The sequence below is a fragment of the Flavonifractor plautii ATCC 29863 genome (assembly GCF_000239295.1).
GTDB lineage: Bacteria > Bacillota > Clostridia > Oscillospirales > Oscillospiraceae > Flavonifractor > Flavonifractor plautii.
On record NZ_JH417638.1, the window covers coordinates 1 to 4,759 of the forward strand.

The window sequence follows — 4,759 nt, forward strand, 5'->3', positions numbered from 1 at the left end:
GGGCGGCGGTGAGCCGGTTGAGGCCCAGCCACTGCTTGAGATCCCAGAGATCCCCGGCCACGTGGTCGCAGGGGATGCGTCTGGTCTGGAATTCCTCAAAGGTGGTGGTGCCGTTGAGCACCGCGCAGAAGTGAGTGCCAGCCCGCCGGGCGGCCTCCCCGTCGATGACGGTGTCGCCGCAGAACAGAACCTCGTGGGGTTCCAGCCCCAGGGCGGTGAGGGAGGCCAGGAGTCCCTCCGGGTCTGGCTTGGGGGCGGAAACCTGGTCGCCGCCCAGAATGGAGGACAGCAGGGGAGTAATGCCCCTGGCCTCCGCTACGTCGCGGATGGTGGCGGTCTTCTTGGTGCTGACAATGCCGGTGGGAATACCACGGCGCTTCAGGGCGGTGAGCAGCTCCAGCGCACCGGGAAACAGCCGGGTGACGGACACATGCATGGGGCCGGCTTTCTCGGTGTAGAGCTGCCGGAACTCTGCCCGGCGGGCGGGGTCGGCCTCGCCGGAGAGAAAGGTGAACTCGTCTTCCAAAACCATGCCGATGGTGGGGCGGATGGCTTCCTCCGTGGGCTCGGGCAGGCCCATCCGCCCAAAGGCGTACCGGAACCCGGCCACAATGGCCTCGGTGCCGTCGGCCAGGGTGTAGTCGAAATCAAAAAAGACAGCTTTGAAGTTCATCGCTCAGAAAGCTCCTGACGTTTCATATTGCTTGCGGCCGGTGGTGCTGGGGATGCGCAGCTCGTCCCGGTACTTGGCCACGGTGCGGCGGGAGAGGGAGCAGCCCTGGGCGGACATGAGCTCACAGAGCTTTTGGTCGGACAGGGGCTTTTTCTTGTCCTCCCCGGCGATAAGCTTCTTCAGCAGCGCCTTGGCCGCGTCGGGGGAGGCGGCCTCGTCGCCTGCGGCGGGGCCCAGGCTGCGGGAGAAAAAGTAGCTCAGGGGATACACGCCCATGGAGCACTGGATATACTTCTCCTTTACCGCCCGGCTCACTGTGGACTCGTGGACGCCGATGCGCTCGGCCACGTCGGCCAGGGACAGGGGAACCAGGTGGCCGGGCCCCTTGCGGAAAAAGGACTCCTGGAATTCCAGAATACACTCGGCGCACGCCATGAGGGTGGAGCGGCGCTGCTCGATGGCCTTGACCATCCACTTGGCCTGGCGCACCTTGCCGGTCAGATAGTCCTTCACCTGGCTGTCGTCACTCTCCTTCATTAGGCGGGTGTAGTATCCGCTGATGTTGAGGGTGGGGAAGTAATAGTCATTGGTCAGCAGCTCGAAGTGGTCGGGGAAGCTGACCACGATGATGTCGGGGTTGATGTAGGTTAGATTCTCCCGGGCGGCGAAGCCGGTTCCGGGGCGGGGGTTGAGGGAGCGGATCACGTCGCAGGCGGCACGCACCTCCTCAGGACTGGCTTTCAGTTCCCGGGCAATGAGGCCGTAGCGGCTCTTGGACAGGGCGTCCAGGTGGCGCTCCACAATACGTACCGCCAGCTCGTTCACCGGCGTGCGGCGCACGAGCTGGAGCTTGAGGCACTCGGCCAGATCCCGGGCCCCCACGCCGGCGGGCTCCAGGGACTGTACCACCTCCAGGGCCTGGGCCATCACCTCCGGCCCGCAGCCGTGGCCGGCAGCCAGGGCCTCCAGAGGCTCGTCCAGCCAGCCGTTCTGATTGAGACTCTCCACCAGGAATACCCCGGCGTCCATCACCTCTGGCTCCAGCTCCAGTACCCGGAGCTGGGAGAGGACATAATAGTAGAGGTTCTCGTCGTCGTCCTGTACGGTGCCGAAGTTGTTAAGGGGGCTGTCCTCCTCCTCGGTGTCCTGCTGGTGGTAGTAGCGGTTCTGCGGGTCGGTGGACTCCAGCCACTCCAGCTTGCGGCGGAGGACGGAGAACTCGTCCTGCTTGTCATAGGTCTCCTCCGGCTCCAGCACCGGGTTTTCCTGCACCGCCTCCTCGATGTATTCCAGAAGCTCCTGGGAGCCCATCTGTAGAATCTCCATGGACTGCATCATTTGGGGGGACAGGGTCTGCACCTGCTTCTGTGTGAGATTAAGTTCCAATGCCTCGGCCTCCCTTTGCGAAAAACGGCGATTTTCATTCGGGAGACAGTATACCACGGAACGGCCGGCCATTCAACCTTTCACCCACTCCGTGGGTGTAGAAAAATCAGGGCGGTCCCTCCGCCGCCGCGTTCAGAAAGGCCTCCGCGCCGTACCGCAGGCAGCGGCGCAGCCGGGCCTCCCCCCGCTTGATGGTGCGGGCTACGGTGGACTTGTCCACCCCCAGCTTTTCCCCGATCTGGCGGGTGTTGAGCTGCTCGGCGTAGTAGAGCAGCAGCACCTCCCGCTGGCGGGGAGTCACGTCCTCCCGCAGCGCCCGCACCAGGTTGCGTTTCACCCGGCTGAGCTGGGCGGAGTTATCGGCGGCCATGGCGCGGGCGTATACCGCCATGTCGGCGGCGTAGGCCCCGCCCCGCCTATAGCGTGTATTTGCCATTGCGGCAGTACCCCCTCTCGTAGTAGCGCTCACACAGGACGGCCAGCTCCCGGGCCTCCCGGCCCATGGCGCGCAGCAGCCGGATACGCCCCTCCAGCAGACGGCGTCCGTCCCCGTCTGCCCCTCTCAGCCGGTGCTCCAGGAGCAGCACCCGCTCCCGCAGGGCGGCGGCACTGGCGCGGTATTCGCCCGATAATTCCAGTAAGGTCATTTGTGTGTCTGTTCTCCTCCTCTTGTTGTGTGCAGCCGCGCTCCAGCTCGGCCAGGCAGGCGGGACAGAGTCCCCGCTCCCCGCTGTAGAGCTCTGAGCGGCACCGGGGGCACCAGCCCCGCGGCGGAACCCGCTGCACATCCCGCAGCGGATCCGCCCATACCTCTGGCTGGATGGCGCATTCCTCCCGAAAAAAATTTGTAAAAAAATATACCACTTTCCCTTGACAAATCCCTCCGTGTCTGTTAAACTAACCTTCGCTGTGGACGAGCTGGTATGCTGGTGTAGCTCAGTTGGTAGAGCAGTTGATTTGTAATCAACCGGTCGGGGGTTCGAGTCCGTCCACCAGCTCCAACAAGTTCATACGGAGGAGTTCCCGAGTGGCCAAAGGGGGCAGACTGTAAATCTGTTGCGATTCGCTTCGGTGGTTCGAATCCACCCTCCTCCACCAAAAAATGTCTCGCCAGTCGGCGGGGCATTTTTTCACATCTGGGATCTCCAAATGGTGATACCGAACGAATGAAATAGAACTTATGTTCGATTACGAGGCTATAATAACACCAAATGGAGATAACAGTCAAGGGCTTTTTTCTGGTTTCTGTTGCAAATGGTGATAAAATATGATAGGATAGCCCCAATAATGGGACAGGAGGGACGGACAGATGGAGCGGGAGAGCAGCCTTGGCGGCCGCCTGCGCCGCCTGATGGAGGAAGAGGGACTCAGCTATGAGCAGCTGGGGGAGCGCCTGGGGATGAACCCACAGACGCTGAACCGCTATGTGCTGGGCCAGCGGGAGCCGAAAATCGGCACGGCCTCCGCCATGGCCGCCGCCCTGGGTGTGGACCCCCTGTGGCTGTTGGGCTACGATGTGCCCCGCCGTACCGGACAGCGGCAGTCCGTCCCCATCCTGGGCACTATCCGGGCGGGGCTGCCCATGGCGGCCGAGCAGCGGGTGGAGGGCTGGGCCACCGCCGACGTGGCGGAGCCGGAGGAGCACTTCTTCCTGCGGGTCACCGGCGACAGCATGATCAACGCCGGTATCCGGGACGGGGATCTGGTGCTGCTGCGGCGGCAGGATACGGCGGAGAACGGCCAGATTGTGGCCTGTCTGGTGGACGGGGAGGACGCCACCCTCAAGCGCTTCCGCCGCCAGCGGGACATGGTGCTCCTCCAGCCGGAGAACCCCGCCTACGAGCCCAAGCTGATCCCCCTGTCGGATTTTGAGACCGGCGCGGCCCGCATCGTGGGCGTGGCGGTGCGCCTGGTGCGGGAACTATAAAAAGGAGAGATGCGGAATGCTGACCGAGGATTGGATGATGCGCCAGGTGGACGCCCTGGCCCGCTCCATTGCCTATCTGGTGTTTCAGAAGGAGTCCACGGGCTATGTGCCCGCCGGGGCGGCGGAGGACGCCGCGCTGGACGAGCTCCACCGCCGCCTGCTGGAGAAGGTCAACGCCGGGGACATCGGCGGGGCGGAGGATCTGCTCTTTGCGGAGAGCGATCCCGACGACCGGCGTTATCTGGAGCTGGCGGTGGACTTCTATGCCCGGCTCAACGACCTGACCGACGCCCAACTGGAGGCGGCGGGCTTCGGCCGGGACGAGCTGGAGGAGGGCCTGCGGGATATGGCGGGCCGGTTCGGCGTATCGCTGCTGTAGTCAGAGGAGGAGTTGGAATGAAGGTGGAATTCGGAGTCATAGAGGAGACTGCCATCCTCGGGTTCAAGGGCGGCGAGGGAGTGACCCACGCCAGGATGTTTGCGGACGGGCGCAACCGCATCATGCGGGGGCGGCTGGAGCCGGGGTGCTCCATCGGCCTGCACACCCACGAGGAGAGCAGCGAAATTGTGTACGTTCTCTCCGGCACGGGCAAGGCCCTGTACGGCGGCGGCGAGGAGCGTCTGGCTCCGGGAGACTGTCACTACTGCCCGGAGGGGCACGCCCACTCCCTGGTCAACGACGGGACACAGACGCTGGAGTTCTTCGCGGTGGTGCCCCAGCACGGGTGAACGGAATATAGGAAAAGGCCCGGCGGACGCAAACGCGTCCGCCG

The 4,759-nt window shown here is 64.0% G+C and carries 7 protein-coding genes and 2 tRNA genes; 5 read left to right on the forward strand and 4 right to left on the reverse strand.

The window, feature by feature from the left end; genetic code table 11:
• The 4 genes from HMPREF0372_RS01070 to HMPREF0372_RS01085 all read right to left on the reverse strand — a co-directional run.
• Window positions 1-673, reverse strand: a 673-nt coding sequence (locus HMPREF0372_RS01070; protein ID WP_007488199.1) for an HAD family hydrolase, incomplete at its 3' end; no start/stop codon positions are given.
• A 3-nt stretch (window positions 674-676) separates the two neighbouring features.
• Window positions 677-2,059, reverse strand: a complete 1,383-nt coding sequence (gene rpoN / locus HMPREF0372_RS01075; protein ID WP_009259081.1) for an RNA polymerase factor sigma-54 — start codon at window positions 2,057-2,059, stop codon at window positions 677-679.
• A 106-nt stretch (window positions 2,060-2,165) separates the two neighbouring features.
• The gene (locus HMPREF0372_RS01080) at window positions 2,166-2,495 is read right to left on the reverse strand and encodes a sigma-70 family RNA polymerase sigma factor (protein ID WP_009259082.1); all 330 of its coding nucleotides are present in this window, start codon (window positions 2,493-2,495) and stop codon (window positions 2,166-2,168) included.
• Complete coding sequence (locus tag HMPREF0372_RS01085) at window positions 2,476-2,706, reverse strand: hypothetical protein (protein WP_007488205.1); 231 nt, start codon at window positions 2,704-2,706, stop codon at window positions 2,476-2,478. Before HMPREF0372_RS01085 ends, HMPREF0372_RS01080 begins: the two co-directional genes overlap by 20 nt.
• A gap of 278 nt (window positions 2,707-2,984) precedes the next feature.
• Here HMPREF0372_RS01085 and HMPREF0372_RS01090 point away from each other — a divergent pair.
• The 5 genes from HMPREF0372_RS01090 to HMPREF0372_RS01110 all read left to right on the forward strand — a co-directional run bounded on the left by HMPREF0372_RS01090 (window position 2,985) and on the right by HMPREF0372_RS01110 (window position 4,715).
• A tRNA-Thr gene (locus HMPREF0372_RS01090) sits at window positions 2,985-3,060 on the forward strand.
• Window positions 3,061-3,072: 12 nt separating this feature from the next.
• Window positions 3,073-3,157, forward strand: a tRNA-Tyr gene (locus HMPREF0372_RS01095).
• Between the two features lie 211 nt (window positions 3,158-3,368).
• Window positions 3,369-3,986 carry a transcriptional repressor LexA gene (gene lexA, locus HMPREF0372_RS01100; RefSeq protein ID WP_007488206.1) on the forward strand — a complete coding sequence of 206 codons (618 nt, stop codon included), beginning with the start codon at window positions 3,369-3,371 and terminating at the stop codon, window positions 3,984-3,986.
• 16 nt (window positions 3,987-4,002) lie between these two features.
• Entirely contained in the window at window positions 4,003-4,365 is a 363-nt protein-coding gene (locus HMPREF0372_RS01105) for a DUF6483 family protein (RefSeq protein ID WP_007488209.1), read from the forward strand.
• Between the two features lie 17 nt (window positions 4,366-4,382).
• Window positions 4,383-4,715 (forward strand): cupin domain-containing protein, encoded by a 333-nt coding sequence (locus tag HMPREF0372_RS01110; protein ID WP_007488210.1) that lies wholly within the window; start codon window positions 4,383-4,385, stop codon window positions 4,713-4,715.
• Window positions 4,716-4,759: the final 44 nt, after the last annotated feature.

What these genes read in the sequence shown, in the direction of transcription:
- HMPREF0372_RS01080 (WP_009259082.1), bottom strand. Translation starts at nt 2,495, where the DNA reads ATGGCAAATACACGCTATAGGCGGGGCGGGGCCTACGCCGCCGACATG.
- HMPREF0372_RS01085 (WP_007488205.1), bottom strand. Translation starts at nt 2,706, where the DNA reads ATGACCTTACTGGAATTATCGGGCGAATACCGCGCCAGTGCCGCCGCC.
- lexA (WP_007488206.1), top strand. Translation starts at nt 3,369, where the DNA reads ATGGAGCGGGAGAGCAGCCTTGGCGGCCGCCTGCGCCGCCTGATGGAG.
- HMPREF0372_RS01105 (WP_007488209.1), top strand. Translation starts at nt 4,003, where the DNA reads ATGCTGACCGAGGATTGGATGATGCGCCAGGTGGACGCCCTGGCCCGC.
- HMPREF0372_RS01110 (WP_007488210.1), top strand. Translation starts at nt 4,383, where the DNA reads ATGAAGGTGGAATTCGGAGTCATAGAGGAGACTGCCATCCTCGGGTTC.